Source organism: Vibrio sp. B4-6 (assembly GCF_963888245.1).
Lineage (GTDB): Bacteria > Pseudomonadota > Gammaproteobacteria > Enterobacterales > Vibrionaceae > Vibrio > Vibrio anguillarum.
The window spans coordinates 20,062-40,140 of sequence record NZ_CAWPIM010000033.1 but is presented as its reverse complement, the minus strand read 5'-3'; the positions used below and the strand labels follow the sequence as shown (position 1 = coordinate 40,140).

At 45.7% G+C, this 20,079-nt stretch carries 26 protein-coding genes; 9 read left to right on the top strand and 17 right to left on the bottom strand.

All coding sequences use genetic code 11. From position 1 onward, the window contains the following. The first annotated feature begins 56 nt into the window (after nt 1–56). The gene (pmbA, locus tag AACV20_RS09455; protein ID WP_013855965.1) at nt 57–1,400 is read left to right on the top strand and encodes a metalloprotease PmbA; all 1,344 of its coding nucleotides are present in this window, start codon (nt 57–59) and stop codon (nt 1,398–1,400) included. Between the two features lie 97 nt (nt 1,401–1,497). On the opposite strand, the gene mgtE is transcribed toward pmbA, so the two are convergent. From mgtE to AACV20_RS09395, 12 genes are all read right to left on the bottom strand, one after another. After that, complete coding sequence (gene mgtE / locus AACV20_RS09450; protein ID WP_017043402.1) at nt 1,498–2,853, bottom strand: magnesium transporter; 1,356 nt, start codon at nt 2,851–2,853, stop codon at nt 1,498–1,500. Nucleotides 2,854–3,004: 151 nt separating this feature from the next. After that, nucleotides 3,005–3,283, bottom strand: a complete 279-nt coding sequence (locus AACV20_RS09445) for an HPr family phosphocarrier protein (RefSeq protein ID WP_013855967.1) — start codon at nt 3,281–3,283, stop codon at nt 3,005–3,007. A gap of 10 nt (nt 3,284–3,293) precedes the next feature. Beyond that, nucleotides 3,294–4,151, bottom strand: a complete 858-nt coding sequence (gene rapZ / locus AACV20_RS09440; protein ID WP_170907168.1) for an RNase adapter RapZ — start codon at nt 4,149–4,151, stop codon at nt 3,294–3,296. A gap of 16 nt (nt 4,152–4,167) precedes the next feature. Continuing rightward, on the bottom strand, nt 4,168–4,614 hold the full coding sequence (ptsN, locus tag AACV20_RS09435; protein WP_013855968.1) for a PTS IIA-like nitrogen regulatory protein PtsN: 447 nt from the start codon (nt 4,612–4,614) through the stop codon (nt 4,168–4,170). A gap of 2 nt (nt 4,615–4,616) precedes the next feature. Further along, nucleotides 4,617–4,904, bottom strand: coding sequence for a ribosome hibernation promoting factor (gene hpf, locus AACV20_RS09430; RefSeq protein WP_013855969.1), 288 nt, complete (start codon nt 4,902–4,904; stop codon nt 4,617–4,619). A 25-nt stretch (nt 4,905–4,929) separates the two neighbouring features. After that, entirely contained in the window at nt 4,930–6,390 is a 1,461-nt protein-coding gene (locus AACV20_RS09425) for an RNA polymerase factor sigma-54 (protein WP_064625916.1), read from the bottom strand. 51 nt (nt 6,391–6,441) lie between these two features. Continuing rightward, nucleotides 6,442–7,167, bottom strand: coding sequence for an LPS export ABC transporter ATP-binding protein (gene lptB / locus AACV20_RS09420; protein ID WP_013855971.1), 726 nt, complete (start codon nt 7,165–7,167; stop codon nt 6,442–6,444). A gap of 2 nt (nt 7,168–7,169) precedes the next feature. Next, a complete protein-coding gene (gene lptA / locus AACV20_RS09415; protein WP_013855972.1) occupies nt 7,170–7,670 on the bottom strand; it encodes a lipopolysaccharide transport periplasmic protein LptA in 501 nt (166 codons plus the stop codon). Continuing rightward, the gene (lptC, locus tag AACV20_RS09410) at nt 7,651–8,214 is read right to left on the bottom strand and encodes an LPS export ABC transporter periplasmic protein LptC (RefSeq protein ID WP_013855973.1); all 564 of its coding nucleotides are present in this window, start codon (nt 8,212–8,214) and stop codon (nt 7,651–7,653) included. Before lptC ends, lptA begins: the two co-directional genes overlap by 20 nt. Continuing rightward, complete coding sequence (gene kdsC, locus AACV20_RS09405) at nt 8,211–8,768, bottom strand: 3-deoxy-manno-octulosonate-8-phosphatase KdsC (protein ID WP_094124238.1); 558 nt, start codon at nt 8,766–8,768, stop codon at nt 8,211–8,213. Before kdsC ends, lptC begins: the two co-directional genes overlap by 4 nt. Further along, the gene (gene kdsD / locus AACV20_RS09400; protein ID WP_170907167.1) at nt 8,765–9,739 is read right to left on the bottom strand and encodes an arabinose-5-phosphate isomerase KdsD; all 975 of its coding nucleotides are present in this window, start codon (nt 9,737–9,739) and stop codon (nt 8,765–8,767) included. Before kdsD ends, kdsC begins: the two co-directional genes overlap by 4 nt. 19 nt (nt 9,740–9,758) lie before the next feature. Next, nucleotides 9,759–10,724, bottom strand: a complete 966-nt coding sequence (locus AACV20_RS09395) for a calcium/sodium antiporter (RefSeq protein WP_094164540.1) — start codon at nt 10,722–10,724, stop codon at nt 9,759–9,761. Between the two features lie 271 nt (nt 10,725–10,995). On the opposite strand from AACV20_RS09395, the gene mlaF reads away from it, so the two are divergent. The 8 genes from mlaF to AACV20_RS09355 all read left to right on the top strand — a co-directional run bounded on the left by mlaF (nt 10,996) and on the right by AACV20_RS09355 (nt 16,418). After that, nucleotides 10,996–11,793, top strand: a complete 798-nt coding sequence (gene mlaF, locus AACV20_RS09390; protein WP_026029128.1) for a phospholipid ABC transporter ATP-binding protein MlaF — start codon at nt 10,996–10,998, stop codon at nt 11,791–11,793. Further along, on the top strand, nt 11,790–12,581 hold the full coding sequence (gene mlaE, locus AACV20_RS09385; RefSeq protein ID WP_013855979.1) for a lipid asymmetry maintenance ABC transporter permease subunit MlaE: 792 nt from the start codon (nt 11,790–11,792) through the stop codon (nt 12,579–12,581). The genes mlaF and mlaE overlap by 4 nt, the downstream gene beginning before the upstream one ends. A gap of 2 nt (nt 12,582–12,583) precedes the next feature. After that, nucleotides 12,584–13,075 (top strand): outer membrane lipid asymmetry maintenance protein MlaD, encoded by a 492-nt coding sequence (mlaD, locus tag AACV20_RS09380; RefSeq protein ID WP_010318826.1) that lies wholly within the window; start codon nt 12,584–12,586, stop codon nt 13,073–13,075. Between the two features lie 20 nt (nt 13,076–13,095). Next, nucleotides 13,096–13,734 carry a phospholipid-binding protein MlaC gene (gene mlaC / locus AACV20_RS09375; protein ID WP_170907309.1) on the top strand — a complete coding sequence of 213 codons (639 nt, stop codon included), beginning with the start codon at nt 13,096–13,098 and terminating at the stop codon, nt 13,732–13,734. Further along, nucleotides 13,731–14,039, top strand: coding sequence for an STAS domain-containing protein (locus AACV20_RS09370; RefSeq protein ID WP_010318828.1), 309 nt, complete (start codon nt 13,731–13,733; stop codon nt 14,037–14,039). The genes mlaC and AACV20_RS09370 overlap by 4 nt, the downstream gene beginning before the upstream one ends. 13 nt (nt 14,040–14,052) lie before the next feature. Then, on the top strand, nt 14,053–14,307 hold the full coding sequence (gene ibaG / locus AACV20_RS09365) for a BolA family iron metabolism protein IbaG (protein ID WP_013855981.1): 255 nt from the start codon (nt 14,053–14,055) through the stop codon (nt 14,305–14,307). A gap of 9 nt (nt 14,308–14,316) precedes the next feature. Continuing rightward, nucleotides 14,317–15,582, top strand: coding sequence for a UDP-N-acetylglucosamine 1-carboxyvinyltransferase (murA, locus tag AACV20_RS09360; RefSeq protein ID WP_026029130.1), 1,266 nt, complete (start codon nt 14,317–14,319; stop codon nt 15,580–15,582). Between the two features lie 89 nt (nt 15,583–15,671). Beyond that, nucleotides 15,672–16,418 (top strand): 1-acylglycerol-3-phosphate O-acyltransferase, encoded by a 747-nt coding sequence (locus AACV20_RS09355; RefSeq protein ID WP_013855983.1) that lies wholly within the window; start codon nt 15,672–15,674, stop codon nt 16,416–16,418. Nucleotides 16,419–16,426: 8 nt separating this feature from the next. Here AACV20_RS09355 and AACV20_RS09350 read toward each other — a convergent pair whose 3' ends face one another. The 5 genes from AACV20_RS09350 to pyrB form a co-directional block, all read right to left on the bottom strand. Then, nucleotides 16,427–17,374 (bottom strand): sensor histidine kinase, encoded by a 948-nt coding sequence (locus tag AACV20_RS09350; RefSeq protein ID WP_170907166.1) that lies wholly within the window; start codon nt 17,372–17,374, stop codon nt 16,427–16,429. Then, nucleotides 17,367–17,918, bottom strand: coding sequence for a heme NO-binding domain-containing protein (locus AACV20_RS09345; RefSeq protein ID WP_013855985.1), 552 nt, complete (start codon nt 17,916–17,918; stop codon nt 17,367–17,369). The genes AACV20_RS09350 and AACV20_RS09345 overlap by 8 nt, the downstream gene beginning before the upstream one ends. Nucleotides 17,919–18,109: 191 nt before the next feature. Next, nucleotides 18,110–18,499, bottom strand: coding sequence for a RidA family protein (locus tag AACV20_RS09340; RefSeq protein WP_013855986.1), 390 nt, complete (start codon nt 18,497–18,499; stop codon nt 18,110–18,112). A gap of 120 nt (nt 18,500–18,619) precedes the next feature. Beyond that, nucleotides 18,620–19,087, bottom strand: coding sequence for an aspartate carbamoyltransferase regulatory subunit (gene pyrI, locus AACV20_RS09335; RefSeq protein ID WP_010318833.1), 468 nt, complete (start codon nt 19,085–19,087; stop codon nt 18,620–18,622). 16 nt (nt 19,088–19,103) lie between these two features. After that, complete coding sequence (gene pyrB, locus AACV20_RS09330) at nt 19,104–20,033, bottom strand: aspartate carbamoyltransferase (protein WP_013855987.1); 930 nt, start codon at nt 20,031–20,033, stop codon at nt 19,104–19,106. Between the last annotated feature and the right edge of the window lie 46 nt (nt 20,034–20,079).

The following is a 20,079-nucleotide window of genomic DNA, read 5'->3' as shown; positions in this document are numbered from 1 at the left end:
GAGAAAGCGAAATTCTTGTTATCCTAATGACATTGTTTGCTAATAATTGATGAGATATGGACGTAAAACAACAAGTTGCTCAGCAGCGCATCGAACTTGAAGCGGCGGTTGCTAAGGCATTAGAGATGGCTGCGCTCAGTTCTGATGCTGCCGAAGTGGCGATCACCAAAAGTACCGGCCTGAGTGTTTCGACGCGAATGTGTGAAGTTGAAAACGTAGAATTTAACAGTGATGGGGCATTAGGCATCACTGTGTATCGTGGGCAACGTAAAGGCAGTGCGTCGACGTCAGATCTCAGTGAAAAAGCAATTGCGCAGACGGTCGCTGCAGCGCTTGATATTGCGCTTTACACTTCTGAAGATCCTTATGCAGGCCCTGCACCTAAAGAGTTAATGGTGCGAAATATTCCTGATTTAGATCTCTTCCATCCCGATGAACCTAACCCGGACATGGCCGCTAAAATTGCCATTGCTGCAGAAGAGAAAGCGTTAGCTTACAGCAACAAGATCAAACAAAGTGATGGCGCAAGTTATGACAGCCATTACGGTGTGAAAGTGTATGGTAATAGCCATGGTTTGCTCGCGAGTTATGCCTCTAGCCGTCATAGTATTAGCTGCTGCGTGATTGGTGAGGGCAAAAATGGTGAGATGGAGCGTGATTATAGCTATACCGTTGCTCGTCACCGCGACGATTTATGGTCGCCAGAGCTGGTCGGGCAACAAGCTGCAGAAAAAACCATCAGCCGTTTAGATGCAAAAAAACTGAAGACGGGCAAAGTTCCGGTTATGTTTGCCGCAGATGTAGCGACAGGTTTGATTGGCCATTTGGTGATGGCGATCAGTGGTGGCAGCTTGTATCGTAAATCTTCCTTTTTACTTGATAAGTTAGGCGAGAAAATTTTACCCGATTGGTTCAATATTGCCGAAAAACCCCATGTATTACGTGGGTTGGCATCAAGCCCATTTGATAGTGAAGGGGTATTTACTCAAGATCGCCAAATTATTACCGATGGCGTGCTCTCGACTTATCTTCTGAGCAGCTATGCCGCTCGTAAAATGAAGATGACTCCAACTGGTCATGCGGGTGGCATCCATAACTGGTATGTTCAATCCACAGGGCAAAATTTTGAGCAGATGCTCAAAGCGTTGGGTACAGGCTTGTTAGTCACTGAAGTGATGGGCCAAGGTGTTAATGCAGTGACAGGTGATTATTCGCGTGGCGCCGCTGGTTTCTGGGTTGAAAACGGTGTGATTCAATACCCTGTATCTGAGATTACTATCGCGGGCAATTTGAAAGATATGTTCCAGCAAATGGTGGCGGTAGGGAGTGATGTCGAAACACGCTCGCAAATCCAAACTGGGTCTATTTTACTTGAATCGATGAAAATTGCGGGCGAATAATCGCTTAAGCTGAATATAAAAAAGCTTGGTATAACAACCAAGCTTTTTTTATGGGTGGTTTGAGTATGTATCACTATAGGGTTACATCAAAATATGGCTACATCAAAATGGTCGCCAAGCCGAGAAAGACCGAAAGCCCAACCACATCGGTGACGGTTGTTAACGCCATTCCGCCAGCAAGAGCCGGGTCGATTTTCATTTTTTTCAGTAAAATTGGGATGGTGACGCCGGCGATCCCGGCAATGAGTAGGTTGGCCATCATTGCTGCGGAAATGATGCCGCCAAGCATCCAATTGCCTTTCCATACCACCACAATGCCGCCAATAATGGTAGCCCACATGATGCCATTTAAAAAACCGATTGCCGCTTCTTTGAATAGCAATTCGCGTTGGTTACTGTCACCGATATGTCCCAATGCTAAACCACGAATGACCAAGGCCACGGTTTGGTTACCTGCGACACCACCCATTGAGGGCACTATGGTCATTAGCACGGCAATGGCGGCCATTTGATCCAGTGTTGCTTCAAACATGTTAGAAACAGAGGCTGCGGCGAGGGCGGCCAAAACATTTGCCCCAAGCCAGATGGTCCGTTTACGTGCGGATTTGACTACCGGCGCAAAGGTATCTTCGTCATCGTTCATACCAGCCATACTCATCATTGAGTGTTCGGCATCTTCACGAATGATGTCAACGACGTCATCAATGGTGATACGACCGACCAAGTGCTGGTTTTCATCCACCACAGGCGCGGACACCCAGTTGCGACGTTCAAACAGGCTGGCAACATCGGAGTCGCTGGTGGTGACCAAAATCGCCTCATCGGCATCATCCATGACTTCACTTACTGGAATATCCGGTTGCGTGGTCAGCAAGGTGGTGAGTGAGAGATGCCCAATCAGCTTACTTTCATCGTCAATCACGTAAAGTGCATCGGTTGCTTCGGGCAGATCGCCGCGCATGCGTAAATAGCGTAAAACCACGTCAATATCAACGTCACCACGAATGGTGATCACGTCGGTATTCATGATCCCGCCGGCTGTTTCCTCTGAATAGGAGAGCGCGGTTTCAACGCGCTGGCGATCAGCGCTGTCCATCTGCGAAAGCACTTCGCGTGACACGTCATCTGGCAAGCTACGCAGTACATAGGCCACGTCATCGGTGTCCATGCCTTCGGTCGCTTCTGCCAGTTTTTCGGGTGCCATTTTGGAAACTAGGGCATCTTTGACGTCTTCGTTGAGCTCATCAAGGATTTCACCGTAGTCTTCTGGGTCGGTGAGTTGCCATAACACCTCCCGGCTTTTACGTGGAGAGGCTTCTAAGAGGTGAGCAATATCTTCTGGCTCCATGTCCTGCAATTGGCGACGGACATGGACAAAACGACCATTTTCTAAAGCTTCGCTGACTTCTTGGAGGGTTAGGTGAGCTTGATCAAATTCAATTTGCTCGGCCATGGTTTCCCCCTACTTAGGATTCTTACAATGTGTTGAATAGTAACTTAATTCTAGGCCTTATTTAATAAGTTCTTATTAAGCACTGAATTTATTTTGACTATCAGGGGCGCGCATGCGCTGTCTGTGGGAGAGTGGAGTGTAAGCCTTGTGCTTACTCGTCTTCATCGAATTTATGTTCAATCAGCGAACTAACCGCTTGCAAAGCAGGCTCTGCTTGTGAGCCTTCAGCATTGATGGTGATGTATTGACCTTGTGCGGATTCGAGCATCAATAAACCCATTACACTGTCTGCAGTGGCTTCTTTTCCTTCTTCACTTTGAATGGTGACCACCGCATCAAAAGATTGCGACAGTTCAACCAGCTTAACGGCTGCACGAGCATGAAGGCCCAAGCGATTTTGGATTAAAACCGTTTTACTTAATAGTGGCATACCATCGCTCCTATTGCTGTTTTTCTAATGATGTATGGCGTATCTGTACTTGGTGACCTAATTGAGCAAAGTACTCGCCAAGCTGTTGAGTCAGGTAAACGGAGCGGTGCTTACCACCGGTGCAACCAATCGCAATTGTGAGATAACTGCGGTTGTTTTTTTCGAGCATCGGTAGCCAGTATTCAACAAACTTTTGAATTTGTTGTTTAAGTTCAATTACTTCACTATGGCGTTCAAGAAACGACTTAATTGGTGCATCCAGGCCAGTTAATGAGCGAAGATCGGGTTCCCAATGTGGGTTGGGTAAAAAACGCACATCAAACACGTAGTCTGCATCGCTGGGTAGTCCATATTTGAAGCCAAAAGACTGAAAGACCATCACCAGATCTTTGCGCTCACGTCCTTCAATTCGCATGCGTACGGTTTCGCTCAACTCATGCAACGATTGATTACTGCTATCGAGCACTAAATCGGCTTGCTCTTTGAGCGGTGCAAGCAGCGACTTTTCCAATTCAATCGCTTGCGCAAGTGAAGGTTTATCGGCGTTTAATGAGAGAGGATGGATACGACGCGTTTCGCTGTAGCGCTTGAGTAGTGTCTCTTTACTGGCATCGAGAAACAGCACACTAACGTCGTTATTCTGTTTTAGCTGCTCTAAAACATCCGCAACCAAACTAGGCTCTTGGGGCAAGTTACGGATATCAATACTCACCGCGACATTTTGTTTGCTGCCTTGGACTGATTGAATAAACGCATCCAACAAGTTGACGGGAAGGTTATCGACACAATAGTAGCCGAGATCCTCCAGTACTCGTAAAGCAACGCTTTTCCCTGCGCCTGATTGACCACTCACAACGATTAAACGCATAGTTTCGGCTCGGTGGTTATTGGTTAGTCATGATGTCGTACAGCTCTTGATCGCTTTGTGCACTTCGAAGCTGTTTTAAAACTTGTTTGTCATTGAGGCGCTCGGCCATACAAGCGAGCGTTTTTAAATGCTCTTTGCACTGCTCTTCAGGAACGAGCAACGCAAACAGTAGATCGACAGGTCGATTATCAATGGCATCAAACTCAATCGGTTCTTCACACTGCAGCAAAACGGCAATGGCACGATCACTGTTGGTCATTCTTGCATGAGGAATGGCGATGCCATTACCAATACCAGTACTGCCCATTTTTTCTCGGCTGAGCATGCATTCAAACAGCTCGGTGGAATTTTGACCTGAATACTCAGCAGCGATTTCGCTAATGATTTCTAGGGCTCTTTTTTTACTGGTGCATTGGACCGCACTTTTCGTGCAGTCCAATGAGAGTACTTCGCTTAATTGCATGATTAATGACTACTTAGCTTTTCTTTATGCTTGTTGAGTTGTCTTACGAGTTTATCCACTAAACTGTCAATGGCAGCATACATATTTTCATTGTCGGCCACGGCGTGGATATCACCTTGATTTATGTGGAGCGTAGCTTCAGCGATCTGTTGTACTTTTTCAACACGTAAAACAACCTGTACGTTATTGATATGGTCAAAAAATCGCTCAAGTTTTTGAAACTTCGAGTTTACATAGTCTTGCATTGAATCGGTCAGATCAATGTGATGGGCATTAATGTTGATTTGCATAGACTTTCCTTCTCTGTTTTGTGCCTTACAGTAGGCGTTTGCGCTGACTCGATGGAGCAATGCCCAACGATTCACGGTATTTAGCTATCGTCCGTCTAGCTACCTGAATCCCTTGGTCAGCCAGTAGATCTGCAATTTTACTGTCACTTAATGGTTTGGCTGTATTTTCAGCGGAAACCAGTTTTTTAATCAGTGCTCGTATTGCAGTCGATGAACACTCTCCCCCGCTGTCGGTACTGACATGGCTGGAGAAGAAGTATTTCAATTCGAAAATACCACGCGGAGTATGCATGTACTTCTGCGTTGTCACCCTTGATATGGTGGATTCATGCATTTCTACCGCTAAAGCAACGTCATTGAGTACCATTGGCTTCATCGCCTCTTCACCATACTCAAAGAAATCACGTTGATGTTCAACAATACACTTGGCAACTTTGAGCAGTGTCTCGTTTCTACTTTCTAAACTCTTAATAAGCCATTTTGCTTCTTGCAAATTGCTGCGAATGTAGTTGCTATCGGCACTGTTACCTTTGCCTAATGCTGCATATTGTTGATTTATTTTAAGTTTTGGTACGCTGTCGGGGTTTATTGTGACCACCCATTTGCCGTGATCTTTGTAAACAGACACGTCAGGCACAACGTATTCGGCATGCTCGGTTGAAATGTTATTTCCCGGTCTTGGGTCAAGTTGTTGAATGAGCTGCAATACCTCTCGCAGATCTTCTTCTTTTAACTTGGTTTCTTTGATGATCAACTTGTAGTCACGGTTGCCGAGCAGATCAATGTGTTGGATCAGCAGCTGTTTAGCTTCTTCTAACCAAGGGGTACTGGCAGGGTAGGTCGCTAATTGTAAAAGCAGGCAGTCTTGAAGGTTGACTGAAGCCACACCGAGGGGATCAAACTGCTGAACACGTTTACGAACGGCTTCAATTTCATCAAGCTCAATATTTTCATCGGCAAAGCTTTCTAAAATATCATCCAAAGAAACGGTGAGATAACCGTAGTCATCGATGGCGTCAATCAAGGCAAGAGCAATGCTGCGGTCGGTGTCGCTAAACGGTGTGAGATCTAATTGCCACAGTAGATAATCTTGCAGGGTTTGCGTTGTTTCACCTTGGTACACGGGCATGTCATCATCAAGGGCGATCCCTGTGCTGCCTGTGTTCGCGCTGTAGACATCATCCCATGTGGTGTCGATCTCAAGCTCGCTGCTGATTTCGGATTTTTCAATTAAGTCAGAGCTGTCTTGTGGCTCAATATCTAACACCTCAGCACTGGCTTCTTTCTCCTCATTGATGCTATGAACATCGGCGGTGGCATTCTCTTCATAGGCCTCTTCAACATCCAATAATGGATTAGACTCTAGAGCCTCTTGGATCTCTTGCTGGAGTTCCAATGTGGAGAGTTGCAACAAACGAATGGCTTGTTGTAACTGCGGTGTCATCGCTAATTGTTGGCCGAGCTTCAGTTGTAATGAGGGTTTCATTCAGTGCCAGTTACCTTATTATTTTTAGAATTGATGTCACTCTCTACTTAATCATAGACGGAATTGTTCACCGAGATAAACTTGTTTTACCTCTTCATTATTGAGCACGTCATGTGGTGTACCTTCTGCGATCAAACGACCCTGGCTTACAATATAGGCTTTTTCACAGACGTCCAATGTTTCTCGAACGTTGTGGTCTGTGATTAAAACGCCTAAGCCACGATCTCGCAGGTGTTGGATGATCTTTTTAATGTCGATAACGGAAATGGGGTCGACCCCTGCAAAGGGTTCATCAAGCAAAATAAATTGTGGGTTTGCGGCAAGAGCGCGGGCAATTTCAACTCGGCGACGTTCACCACCCGATAGCGCCATTCCCGCACTATGGCGGATATGTTGAATGTGAAATTCTTCTAGTAGATCTTCGAGTTTATCTTGGCGCTCTTCACGGGTCATCGATTCACGGGTTTCAAGTACCGCCATGATGTTATCTTCGACCGATAATTTTCGAAAAATAGACGCTTCTTGAGGTAAGTAGCCGATCCCTAAGCGTGAGCGACTGTGCATAGGTAAAATGCTGATGTCGTGATCATCAATGCTGATCTTACCCTCATCACGAGCGACAAGGCCGACGATCATGTAAAACGATGTGGTTTTTCCTGCGCCGTTAGGGCCGAGTAAGCCAACAATCTGCCCCGATTCTACTTGCAAGCTGACGTCAGAGACGACTTTGCGTTTTTTATAGCTTTTCGCTAAATGTTCTGCTTTAAGTATGGCCATAATTATTCTTGTGTCGTAGTGGCTTGCGGTTGAAGCACGGTCGATACTCGCTCGTTGGAGTTACCATCAGCCATCAGCTTCTGTGACGAAATTTTGTAGCGAATTTTCGTACCACGGATGATGCTATCATCTTGTGACAACATGGCTTGATCGATCATCGTCAACTGATCATCGGCCAATTTGTAATAGAGCTCTTTCGCCTCACCATACAAGGTTTTGCCATCGTCGGTTAATTGCGAAAAAGTGGCGAGGTTGCCATATCCTTCAATTTCTTGAATGGAGCCATCTTTTGCATCACGGGTTACAATCACTTTGTCGGCGTTGATACTGATACTGCCTTGTTTGAGTTTGACATCACCAAGGAAAGTCACTTTGTTGCTTTTCATGTCGAGCTGTTGGCTGTCAGAATCGATGTAAACTGGTTGAGCATTATCGGTGGACAATGCCAATGCGTGACCAGAAATCGCTAAACAAGCAATAAGACTAAGGTGTGAGAGTTTCATATCTACCTTGTACATGGTTATAAAGAATAGCGGTATTGTCGGCAAAATTGCCTTTCATCGCTTGTCCTTGTGTTTCGAATTGTGGCCCAACCAAATCGACCTGATTATCGGCCCAAAAATCGCGATTATTGAGTTGAATGCTCATCTTAATGGTTGAAAGCGTATCAAAACCAGAATCTGCTAATAGGTTTTTTGCCAGTACGTCGTCATACAGTGTGAGTACTTGCTCTTCATCGAGTACGCCGCGTTTGGCGGTAATCTCCCACTCTTGCAAAATACCATCACGGAAGACTTTGAGTATCGGGTACTCGAAAATGGTGTCGCCACTTTTTGCGTAATGATCCAGATGCGTCGATTGAATGATGTAGCTGCGGATACCTTGCTCGTTATAGGTGGTGTTGTCGAGATTTTTTCCACTAAACGACGGTAACTCCAAGTTTGGAGCAACTTGTATATCGGTATTTTGTTCTTTATCGAACAAGTAATAGGCTGACCACGATGCGATAAAAATCAGTATCACATAGAGGACACGAGATAAACTCATACACTTAAGCCTTTGTGCACATCTAACTCACCGCGAGCTTGCAAAATCAAATCACACACTTCGCGTACAGCGCCATGCCCACCTTTTATATGGGTCACGTAGTTTGCGCGTTTAACTAATAGCGGGTGACCATCCGCGACACAGACTTTCAGCGCGACTTTTTCCATTACCGGCCAATCAATCAAGTCATCACCGATATACCCTGTGTGTTCTGGGGCAATATTGAGCTGGCGACAAATATCGTTATAGGCTTTGACCTTGTCATCCTGACCTTGATAAACCAATGTAATGCCTAATACGGCCATACGGTTTTCGACAATTTTTGACTGCCTACCTGTAATGATCGCCACTTCAATGCCAGCATTCATCAATGATTTTATGCCGTAGCCATCTCGAGTGTGGAAGGTTTTTAGCTCTTCGCCTTGATTGCCCATATAAACTAAGCCATCAGAGAAGACGCCATCCACATCGCAGATCAGTAGTTTTATCTGCTTAGCTATGTCGAGAATAGGCAGTGAGACCGGGCCGTAGAGTGTATCAATCATGGTCATCACATCACTCCTGCTTTGAGCAAATCGTGCATGTTTAATGCACCGACCAATGTGCCATTTTCGCACAGAATCAAGCCATTGATTCGTTTATCTTGCATTAGGTTTAACCCTTCGACCGCGAGCATGTTAGGGTTTGCTACCGTTGGGTTTTGCGTCATCACCTCGCTGATTGCTGCGCTGTGAATATCGATTCGTTTGTCTAAGATGCGGCGTAAATCGCCATCAGTAAAGATGCCAATAAGCTGCATGTTACTGTCTACTACCGCGGTCATCCCCAACCCTTTTTGACTGATCTCAAGTAAGGCATCGCGGATCAATGCGTTTGGTTGCACTGTTGGTAGTGCATCGCCAATGTGCATGATATCAGAGAGCTTGAGCAACAATTTTCGACCTAAAGCCCCACCGGGATGAGACAGCGCAAAATCTTCAGCGGTAAAGCCGCGTGCTTGCAAGAGTGCGACGGCTAGCGCATCGCCCATCACTAGCGTTGCGGTAGTGCTGGAGGTTGGCGCAAGGCCAAGCGGGCATGCCTCTTGTGGGACAGTGATTTGCAAATGAAGATCGGCCAACTTTGCCATATTCGATGACGGGTTGCCTGTCATGCTGATGATGCGAATATTGAGCCGTTTTAGCACAGTAAACAGTGATAAAATTTCCGAGGATTCGCCAGAGTTTGAAATAGCAATTACGATGTCGCCACGCTCGATCATACCAAGATCACCGTGCGCTGCTTCTCCTGGATGTACGAAAAATGCCGAAGTGCCAGTACTGGCTAAGGTCGCGGCAATTTTTTTACCGATATGGCCTGATTTACCCATACCCATCACCACCACTTTGCCGTGATCATTGGCAATGATCATTTCACACGCTTGGCAAAATGAGTCGTCAAAGTATTGCTCTAGCTGCTGTAAAGCCGCCATTTCGGTGGCGAGAACTTGCTGTGCAACACTGCGATAATCAAACTGATTCGACATTCGATACTCCGAATTTGGGTTAAGCGGTCATATTCATAAGTAGATAAGCTTGGTATCCGATAAAAGTGAGGAAGAGCACGCCTCCCTCAATACGGTTAATACTACGCGATTTCCCTAAAGCCATGGCAACGAGTAGCAGAGATACGCCAAGCATTACCCAAAAATCGCGTCCCATCGCATGCTCACTGAGTATCGATGGATTAAGAATGCCGGGTAAGCCCATCACGGCAAGAATATTGAATACGTTCGAGCCAATAATGTTGCCCACAGCCATATCATCTTCGCCTTTCAACACACTTGTGAGTGAGGCGGCCAATTCTGGCAAGCTGGTCCCAACAGCGATGATCGTCAGGCCAATTACCAAGTCGCTCATGCCAAAAAACTTAGCGATAATGACGGCGTTATCGACTAACACGCTGGCAGCAATCGGCAGAATGATAAGCCCAATCACTACCCAAATAGCCGCTTTTGCGTTGCTCACGCCCTGCGGTATTTCAGATTCCTGCTCGGTAAGCAGCGCGTCACCATGTTTTTGCTCGTTACGGCTAATGCGGAGCATCGCGATGATAAACACGGCGAAAAGTGCAAACAGCAACACACCTTCATAGAATCCTAAGTGGTTATCCCACAATAACGCACCAGCAAGTAGTGTGACCGCAATCATCAGCGGCAGTTCACGGCGGAGTACCGCAGAACTGACGGAAAGCGGTTTGATGAGTGCTGTAATACCCAAGATCAAAGCAATGTTAGCGATGTTAGAACCGAGCACGTTACCGACGGCAGTATCGGTTTTCCCATCCAAAGCGGCCGTTGCCGATACCATCATCTCTGGTGCTGATGATCCCATTGCTAAAATAGTCATGCCGATCACTAATGGCGAGATGCCGAAGTTGCGAGCAAGCGCGGCAGAACCAAAGACTAACTTGTCAGCGCTCCAGACTAAAAACACCAAACCTACAATGAGAAACGCTACCGCTTCGATCATGATGATACCTAATTAATGAAATGAGTGAAAAAATGATGCAATTAACCGCTAATTTTGACGTGTTGGTTGCGAAAAGGGAAGCTGAAGATCCAATTAATTACGTTCAATTCATGGTTTAGTTAGCTATCCATCAATAAATGACCGGAAGATTGTTTTGGCGAAAGATGATGCTTTACTTTAGGATGTAATTGAACAGTGCTTTTAATTTTAGAACGTTATGCTTATGATTGCCCATCATTTTGGGGCGGACAACAATAGTGAAACACTCATGATGCCAATCAACGATCTTGTCACAATCAAGAATTTAACCTTCTCCCGTTCAGGACGGAAGATTTTCGATGACGTGAGTCTCAGCGTTCCGCAAGGAAAAATTACCGCCATTATGGGGCCATCGGGTATTGGTAAAACCACTTTGCTACGTCTTATTGGCGGACAACTGTTTCCTGAACAAGGTGAGATTTGGTTCGACAAACAAAACATCCCGATGCTCAGTCGCAAAAAGCTGTATCAAGCTCGTAAAAAAATGAGCATGTTGTTTCAGTCGGGCGCGTTATTTACCGATTTAAATGTGTTCGATAATGTGGCTTTCCCTTTACGTGAACACACTCAATTAGATGAATCGCTGATTAAGACATTAGTTTTACTAAAATTAGAAGCGGTTGGTCTGCGCGGTGCCGCCTTGCTCATGCCGAGCGAATTATCCGGTGGCATGGCAAGAAGGGCTGCATTAGCGCGCGCGATTGCGCTGGATCCGGAACTGATCATGTATGATGAGCCGTTTGTGGGGCAAGACCCGATCACCATGGGCGTGCTGGTGGAATTGATCCGCAATTTGAATCAAGCTTTAGGGGTGACCTCGATAGTGGTCTCTCATGATGTTCCTGAAGTGATGAGCATTGCCGATTGGGTTTATTTGCTGGCTGACGGCAAAGTGATTGCCAAAGGAACGCCAAACGATCTTTACCAAAATAGCGATCCTCGCGTACAACAATTTTTACAAGGCGAGGCTGATGGCCCTGTACCATTTCGCTTTCCAGCGCAAAGCCTAGAAAAGGATTTATTCTCATGATGTCTACATTGACTGACTGGATTGAAGGGCTCGGTCGCCGTACGCTCGAATTTTGCCAAGCCTTTGGCAAAGCGAGCTTGATGCTGTTTGGCGCATTAGTGAGCCGCCCACGGCCTATTCAGAATTTTCCATTGTTAGTGAAGCAGCTCTACAGTGTTGGTGTTCAGTCGCTGGCGATTATTGTCGTTTCTGGCTTGTTCATTGGCATGGTGTTGAGCCTGCAAGGCTATGTGATTTTGGTCGATTACGGCGCGGAAGGTAGCCTTGGGCAGATGGTCGCGCTCTCTTTATTGCGTGAACTTGGCCCCGTGGTGACTGCGCTGCTGTTTGCTGGGCGTGCTGGTTCTGCACTTACCGCTGAGATCGGCCTGATGAAAGCCACCGAGCAGCTTTCCAGTTTAGAGATGATGGCGGTTGATCCGCTCAAACGTATTATCGCTCCTCGCTTTTGGGCTGGGCTAATATCAATGCCGTTGCTAGCGATGATTTTTATGGCGGTCGGCATTTGGGGAGGCCAGCTTGTTGGCGTGGATTGGAAAGGGATTGATCACGGCAGTTTTTGGTCTGCGATGCAGTCATCGGTAGAGCTAGGGCAAGATATTGGCAACAGTATGATCAAGTGCGTGATGTTTGCCATCACAGTGACTTGGATTGCACTGTTTAACGGTTACGATGCTATTCCAACCTCGGAAGGTATTAGCCGTGCCACCACAAGAACCGTAGTGCATTCGTCTTTAGCTGTATTAGGGCTAGACTTTGTACTCACCGCATTGATGTTTGGGAATTAATCATGCAGCAAACACGAAAAATAGAACTTTGGGTCGGTAGCTTTGTCCTTGCTGGAATTTGCGCAATTCTGGTGATGATTTTTCAGGTCGCTGACGTAAAAGGGTTGGGTTCCAACCATACTTACCAATTGAAAGCTGAATTTGACAATATCGGTAGTTTAAAAGTGCGCTCGCCAGTCAAAGTGGGTGGTGTAGTCGTTGGGCGAGTGGCCGAGATTAAACTCGATAGAGAGAGCTTGCTGCCAGTGGTTACTATGGCTATTAACAGTCAATATGATCAATTTCCAGAAACGTCGAGTGTGCAAATTCTAACTTCTGGATTGATTGGCGAGCAGTACATTGGGCTTGTGCCCGGGTTTGTCTTTGAAGATGAACAGATGTTAAAAGAGGGTGATTTAATTGAAGACACAAAATCCGCCCTCGTATTAGAAGATTTGATTGGCCAAGTGCTGTATAGCGTCGGTGGTGGCTCACAAGAAAAAGGTAAGGAGTGACAACAGTGTTTATAAAAACAGTGTTTAAACGGACGTTGATTTTTGTATTTACCCTCGTTGCCGCTATGTTTGTGCAAGCGGCCAATGTGGATAAAACCCAGCCCTATACCATGATGAAGCAGGTGTCTGAAACGGCATTTACTCGTTTGAAAGCCGAACAAGAAGCGATTCACCACCATCCTGAATATTTGAAAGAAATCGTGGAACAAGAACTGATGCCTTACGTCAATGAGCAGTATGCGGCACTGAAGTTATTGGGCCCAAACTTAAAAGGGGCCAAACGTGAAGATGTCGCCACATTCATCACCGCATTTCGTGCTTATCTTGTCAGTGCATACGCGCAAGTATTGACTCAATACAGTAACCAAATTATTGAGTTCGAGCCTGAACAGGCGGTGTCGGATGATAAACGCATTACCAGCGTGAAGGTGGATATTATTGATATGCCACGACCGAACATCAAACTTGAGTTTAAATTGCGCAAAGAGAAAAGTGGTGAATGGCAAGTCTTTGATATGATTGCAGAAGGAGTGAGTTTGCTCTCCAGTAAGCAATCTGAATGGAGCGGTAAAATTCGCCAAGATGGCATCTCAGCGGTTGCCAATGAACTGCAACAATTGGCGGATCAGCCGATCCGTTTTGAAGGTAAAGCGCAATGATTCATCCGCAGTGGCATCAAACTGATATGCCGATTGCGGCTTTGTCGGGCGCATTAGACAGAGAGCATGTGCCTGATTTATGGGCGTTTATCCAAAAATGGAACCCGGTGAGTACACAGTTTGAGATTGAACTGAAAAACGTTGAACGCATAGACTCTGCCGGAATGGTGATGTTAATCCACCTAATAGAGCATGCAAAAAAACGAAACTGTCATATAATGCTCAGTTTCGTGCCAGAGCAACTGCGCACACTATTCCAATTGAGCAACATTGATCGTTTAATGGCTCAACATATAAAGAATTAAGCAGGGGAACATTGTGGATAGCGCAAAAGTACAACAGTTATTAGAACAAGCACTAAACCTTGAAGAGATCCACGTCAAAGGTGAAGGTAGCCACTATGAAGTTATCGCTGTTGATGCTTGTTTTGCAGGGATGAGTCGCGTTAAAAAACAACAACTTATTTATGCTCCACTGATGGAGTACATTCAAAGAAACGACATTCATGCCCTTTCTATTAAAGCGTTCACACCAACAGAGTGGGCTCGTGATAAAAAGTTGATGTCGCTGTAAGGTTTATTGATGGAAAAGTTTCGAGTTATTGGGTCAACACAACCTCTTCAAGGTGAAGTGACCATTTCAGGTGCCAAAAACGCTGCACTGCCTATTTTATTTGCGTCTATTTTGGCCTCTGAGCCAGTAGAAGTGGCCAATGTGCCACACCTTCGCGATATTGATACCACAATGGAACTGCTCAAACGTTTAGGCGCTAAAGTCGAACGTAATGGCTCAGTTCATGTCGATCCTAGTCAAATTGATGAATATTGCGCGCCGTATGATTTAGTCAAAACCATGCGTGCTTCTATTTGGGCTCTCGGTCCATTAGTGGCTCGTTTTGGTTATGGCCAAGTTTCGCTACCTGGAGGCTGTGCCATTGGCGCTCGTCCTGTCGATCTGCATATTCACGGTTTAGAGCAGCTTGGTGCCACCATCACCTTAGAAGATGGCTACGTGAAAGCCAGTGTCGAAGGTCGTCTACAAGGTGCACACATCGTCATGGATAAAGTGAGCGTGGGTGCCACCATTACCATTATGTGCGCCGCAACCCTTGCCGAAGGCACAACCGTACTCGACAACGCTGCGCGTGAGCCTGAAATTGTCGATACCGCACTGTTTTTGAATAAGCTGGGTGCAAAAGTATCCGGTGCAGGCACCGATACCATTACCATTGAAGGTGTTGAACGTTTGGGTGGTGGTAAACACGCTGTTGTGGCTGATCGCATTGAAACGGGCACGTTTTTAGTCGCGGCGGCTGTTTCTCGCGGAAAAATTGTTTGCCACAACACTCACTCGCATTTGTTAGAGGCCGTGTTAGCAAAACTGGAAGAAGCGGGCGCTGAGATTGAAACGGGTGAGGGCTGGATAAGCCTTGATATGACCGGAAAAGAGCTTAAGGCGGTTTCGATTCGCACTGCGCCTCATCCTGGCTTTCCAACCGATATGCAAGCACAATTTACCCTACTCAATATGATGGCAAAAGGTGGTGGCAAGATCACTGAAACCATCTTTGAAAACCGTTTTATGCATGTTCCTGAACTGATGCGTATGGGAGCAAAAGCGGAGATTGAAGGGAATACCGTGATTTGTGGTGATGTGGAATCGTTGAGTGGCGCGCAGGTGATGGCGACCGATCTACGTGCCTCAGCCAGCCTAGTGATTGCCGGTTGTATCGCAAAAGGTGAAACCATCGTCGATCGCATCTACCATATCGATCGCGGTTACGAAAGAATTGAAGATAAACTGTCGGCTCTTGGCGCTAATATTGAGCGCATTCAAGTCAGCAGTTAAACTCTCGCTCATGCAATGGAGCCGAAATCTCTGGGTTTCGGCTTTTTTATCCTTGCTCATTTTTTATCTTTGTTCCATGGAGAACTGAAATGATTGCTCTTTTGCGTCTATTGGCAGTCGCACTGTTTGCCATTGTGATGTTTGTTTTTGGATGTGGCTACTGTTTACTTAGCCCACGCAATCCCAAACATGTATTTACGTTTGGGCGTTTATTCGCCCGCATGTCAAAATTGATGGGTATTAAATTAGAACTGCGTATCCCAGAAGATGCTTATCAACGCGGCCAGCACATCTACATTGCGAATCATCAAAATAACTGGGATCTGTGTACTGTTGCTGCGGCTGTAACGCCGAAAGTCGTGACAGTAGGAAAAAAAAGTTTAGTTTGGACACCTGTGTTTGGTCAGTTGTATTGGTTAGCAGGGAATATTTTAATTGATAGATCCAATCGCAACAAAGCCAAAGGCACCATTGATCAAGTTGTCGATAGCATAAAAACCAGTGATGTGTCTGTGTGGATGTTTCCAGAAGGTACTCGCTCGCGTGGCCGTGGCATGTTGCCCTTTAAAATGGGTGCATTTCATGCGGCAATTGGCGCAGGTGTACCGATTATCCCTATCGTTTGTAGCTCAACTAATGATATTAAGCTGAACCGTTGGGACAATGGTCATGTGATTGTTGAGATGCTGCCACCGATCAGTATTGAAGGATATGGAAAAGAAAATTTACGGGAATTAGCGACATTATGCCGTGAGCAGATGATGGCCAAATTAGCGCAGCTGGATGAAGAAGTGGCGATGCTTGATGGTAAGAAAGTCACATCACGCAGTCAGTAACCGCTTTACTAAATGGTGGGAAAAAGAAGTATGAAGGTGGTGCCTTGTCCCACTTCAGATTCGACCTGCATTTTCCCACCATGCTTTTCAACAATACTGTATGAAATCGATAAACCCAAACCCGTCCCTACGCCGACAGGTTTGGTGGTGAAGAAAGGATCAAACACCTTGTTGATGATGTCTTGATTCATGCCATGCCCATTATCTGCCACTGTCACCCTCACCCAGCGTTTCCCTTTTTCGACCACAGAATCTGTGCTAATCGTTAACTTTCCTTGTGCTTCGCAAGCGTGAGAGGCGTTAATAAATAGGTTCATAAACACTTGTTGTAGCTCTGCTGATATCCCATTGATTTTCGGCAAAGCCTCATCCAATTGCTGCTCGACCTCCATCGTATATTTAAATTGGTTCCAGACCATGTGTAGTGTTGATTCAATACACGAATTTAACTCACACTCGACAAATCGGCCATCACTGGAGTGAGAAACGCTTTGTAGGCTAGTGACAATATCTTTTACGCGGAGCAATCCACCCGAAGTCTCTTGAAGCATGTCAGTTAAATCACTTTCGACAAAACCAATATCATGGCGTTGATAATAATCTTGATAATTGCGGTAGAAATCCGTGTTAGCAATTTCGGCTTTGTGCTGTGCTACCAAAGCGACAATTCCTATATAGGCGTGAGAGTAATCACGCAGCGTATTTAAATTACTCAGACAAAAACCGATTGGGTTATTGATCTCGTGAGCAACGCCAGCCGCCAGTAGACCAACGGAGGCCATTTTTTCTGATTGTACAAGCTGTGCTTGCGCGCTATGAAGTTGATCTAGAGTCTCTTGCAGCTCTAAAATTTTATCGTAGAGCTCGCGGCTTTTTTCTTGCAGTAACCGCTCTGCCAGCAAACGAGCCTGACGCTCACGCTCATAAATGCGTTGGTATTGCTCTATTTCACTCATGTTTACCCTTAAAGGTGACAACAATTTCACAAAATGAAGCACCATGATGCATGCATTGGGGCTGCTCGATTTCGACTTCTTCACCAAATTGTTCTGAAGCGCCGATGATGAGTCCTTCTGCCGCAGCGCACAATTTTCTTTTCGAGGTGTAATACATGGTTAATCGATCGCCCTCGCTTTTACATTGAAATTGCGGCAAATAGGCATCGGGGTAGAGCCGCTTCACTTCTTTATGGATCACTTGATCGACCGAAATCAAAAACTCTAATAAGTTGTTTTTATTTGGATAATTTTCAGGAAGGCTGTTGTACAGGCGAGAAAATAGGTATTGCCCATAAAGCCGGACTAAATCATCAGTGGGGATGTTTTTCTGCTCGCTCAAATAAGCCACCATTGCAAGCAGTTCGTCATCGGAGTATTGCTCTCCAGCGGTGTAGATGCCTTGAGAGCTAGGTTTTAAATCCTCGAGCATTTGATCCCAAAACAGTGCGCCAAATTTTTCGATGACTAAATCAGAAAGAACGGTATAGATAATCCCTTGCATCTCACTACCTCGAACGGTTCAAAAGTATGATAAGTGTTGGTGACTAACCCTAAAGTAGCAAGTATGAGGTGTAAAAATTGATTTTTTTGGATTAAACAAAAACCTCGAACGGGGTTCGAGGTTTGAAAAAGCACATTCACGTCAGAGTGGCATGCTGGTGGTGCTTACACTGTGCTGATTATGAGCAATGCTTACTTACGTACCGCAATCGCTTCAATTTCAATACCCACATCTTTAGGTAAGCGAGCGACTTCTACGCATGAACGCGCAGGGTAGTTTGCCACGTTATGCTCATCAAAAAATTTACCGTAGACTTCATTCACCGTGCCAAAATCATTCAGATCTTTAACAAATACAGTCATTTTTACGATGTCAGAAACCGTTAAGCCAGAAGACTCCACCACGGCTTTTACGTTGTCGAGAGATTGACGAGCCTGCACTGCGATATCTGCTGACACTTCGCCGGTGACTGGGTTGACTGGAATTTGCCCTGAAGTTAGCACCATATTGCCAAGATCGACACCTTGTACATAAGGGCCAATTGCGGCAGGAGCGGATTCGGTATGAAGTACTTTAGTCATGATTGTGTTCCATCTGTTTTTATGGGAAGGGTAGGCGTCAGTTTGCCTTTAAAGAAACGGCAGGTAAAGTGCAAAATGCCCCACTAAAGTGAGGCATCGATAGACTTAAATGGGGTTATATTATGACTCGCGTTCGGTCACAATCTCACGTGAGTAAACTTTCTCACAATACTTACATTTCAAACGAATATCGTTTTTCTTTTCGAAAACCTTAAAGCTGCTTTCGACCGGTTCATTGTGGGAAATACAGTTGCTGTTTGGGCAGGCAAAAACATCATTGATCTGCTCAGGCAGTGTCAACGCTAGCTTTTTCACCACTTGGTAGTTTTCGATTTGGTTGACAGTCGCATGCGGTGCATAAAGTGCTAATTTATTGGCTTGGGCTTCATTAATGAACACATTTTCAATCTTCAGCAGATCTTTTGCGCCCAGCGCGGAAGAGGGTAAATTTAAGCCAATCGTGACACGTTGATGAGAATTGTGCATATCGAATAACTTTAATACTTTAATACCGATTTGCGCAGGAATGTGGTCGATAACCGTGCCGTTTTTAATCGCTTCAACCTGCAATTGAGTCTCTTTAGTCATGGTTGGGGCTCCTTTATTACAGGGTTTCGTTTAACACAAGCGCCAGCAAAGCTTCACGGGCGTAGACCCCGTTTTCTGCTTGTTGGAAGAAGTAAGCGTGCTTCGTTTTGTCCACATCAACGGTGATTTCATCCACGCGCGGAAGCGGATGTAGCACTTTTAAGTTATCGCGCGCACCTTCAAGCATGGCGGCTGTTAAAATATACGCCGATTTAATGTGCGCGTACTCTGATTCATCAAAGCGCTCTTTTTGGACGCGCGTCATATACAGAATATCTAACTGTGGAATAACGCTTTCCATATCGGTGTGCAGGCTGTACTCAATGCCTGCATCATCTAACTCTTCGCAAATATAGTCAGGCATAGCCAGCGCATCCGGCGCAACAAAGAAAAAGCGAATGTGGTTAAATTTAGCCAAAGCTTGGGTTAAAGAATGGACGGTTCGGCCATATTTCAAGTCGCCAACAAAGGCGATATTAATGTTATCTAAACGGCCTTGTGTTTCGGCAATGGTGAATAAATCGAGCAGTGTTTGAGTTGGGTGTTGGTTAGCGCCGTCGCCAGCGTTAATCACAGGAACGCCGTTTGAAAATTCAGAGGCTAAACGTGCTGCGCCTTCTTGGGGATGGCGCATCACAAACGCATCCACATAAGAGGAGATCACTTGTACTGAATCGGCCAGTGTTTCGCCTTTTTTCGCCAGTGACGTATTGCCACCATTATCAAAGCCAATCACGCTGCCGCCGATGCGTTGAATAGCGGTTTCAAAAGACAAACGAGTACGAGTCGACGGCTCAAAAAAGCAGCTTGCCACCACTTTGTGCTTAATCAGCTCTGGTTTTGGTTCCGCTTTGAGTTGGCCAGCGGTTTTCACAATCAATTCCAGCTCGTCACGAGAGAGCTCCGGAATCGAAATAATGTGCTTTTGATAAAGCGAATTCACCATGGTCGTCTTCCCTATAATTTTCTAGTAGCCATAAAAAAGCCCCCCA